Raw genomic sequence first — 265 nt, 5'->3', positions numbered from 1 at the left:
CCACGCCGCGGCGCAGGCGCGCCTCGATGGCATCGCCGGGCTTCACCTCCGTCGCATCCTGCAGCACGCGGCAGTCCGGCCCGCTGACGATGGCATAGCCGCGCTCGAGCGTAGCCAACGGGCTGATGGCATCCAGGCCGCGCTGCGCCAGCTTCAGCCGGTGCTCCACGCGCGCGAGCAGGGACTCGGCGGCGCGCCTCAGGCGCAGCTCGAGCTCGTCCAGCCGCTGCGCCTGCTGCGCGAGCCGGCCGCCCGGATGCACGCG

General features: G+C 75.5%; 1 protein-coding gene. It reads right to left on the bottom strand.

Translation table 11 applies throughout. The annotated features are described in order from the left end of the window. Nucleotides 1–265 (bottom strand): exodeoxyribonuclease VII large subunit (locus ACKX14_RS16010; RefSeq protein ID WP_422449397.1); only part of this gene is annotated, 265 nt, incomplete at both ends.

The sequence above is a fragment of the Thermorhabdus hydrogeniformans genome, assembly GCF_049310025.1.
Lineage (GTDB): Bacteria > Bacillota > Thermosediminibacteria > Thermosediminibacterales > Tepidanaerobacteraceae > JBJYKD01.
This window is presented reverse-complemented; position numbering and strand designations above follow the sequence as displayed.